Consider the following 538-nt stretch of genomic DNA (forward strand, 5'->3'; position numbering starts at 1 on the left):
CGACCCATCCGATACGGCGGGCCGGCACGCCGGCGACGAGGGCGTAGGCGGGGACGTCGCGGGTCACGACCGCCCCGGCTGCGACCATCGCCCACGGCCCGATGCTCACGGGCGCCACGCACACGGCCCGCGCGCCGATGGAGGCCCCGCGGCCCACGTCCACGCCGACGCGCGTCCAGTCGCCCGCGCCCTTGGGCGAGCCGTCGGGGTTGACGGCCCGGGGGTGGCGGTCGTTGGTCAGGACCGCGGCGGGGCCGACGAACACCCCGGAGCCGAGCCCGGCGGGCTCGTAGACGAGCGCGTGGTTCTGGATCTTGCACCCGTCGCCGACGCGCACCCCCGCCCCGATGTACGCGCCGCGCCCGATGACGCAGTCCCGCCCGATGGCGGCGCCCTCGCGGATCTGGGCGAGGTGCCAGACCCGGGTGCCCTCGCCGATGGTGGCCGACGGGTCGATGTCGGCGGTTGGTGCGCTGGCCACGAAAACCTCCCTCTCAGTGTGTCGCACTGTGAACTATACTTCCCGGCGGCCCGCGGG

At 75.7% G+C, this 538-nt stretch carries 1 protein-coding gene; it reads right to left on the reverse strand.

What is annotated here, in order from left to right; genetic code table 11:
* Positions 1 to 481 (reverse strand): acyltransferase (locus BH719_RS03275; RefSeq protein ID WP_034255193.1); only part of this gene is annotated, 481 nt, incomplete at its 3' end.
* Positions 482 to 538 lie beyond the last annotated feature (57 nt).

The organism is Pauljensenia hongkongensis (assembly GCF_001746855.1).
Lineage (GTDB): Bacteria > Actinomycetota > Actinomycetes > Actinomycetales > Actinomycetaceae > Pauljensenia > Pauljensenia hongkongensis.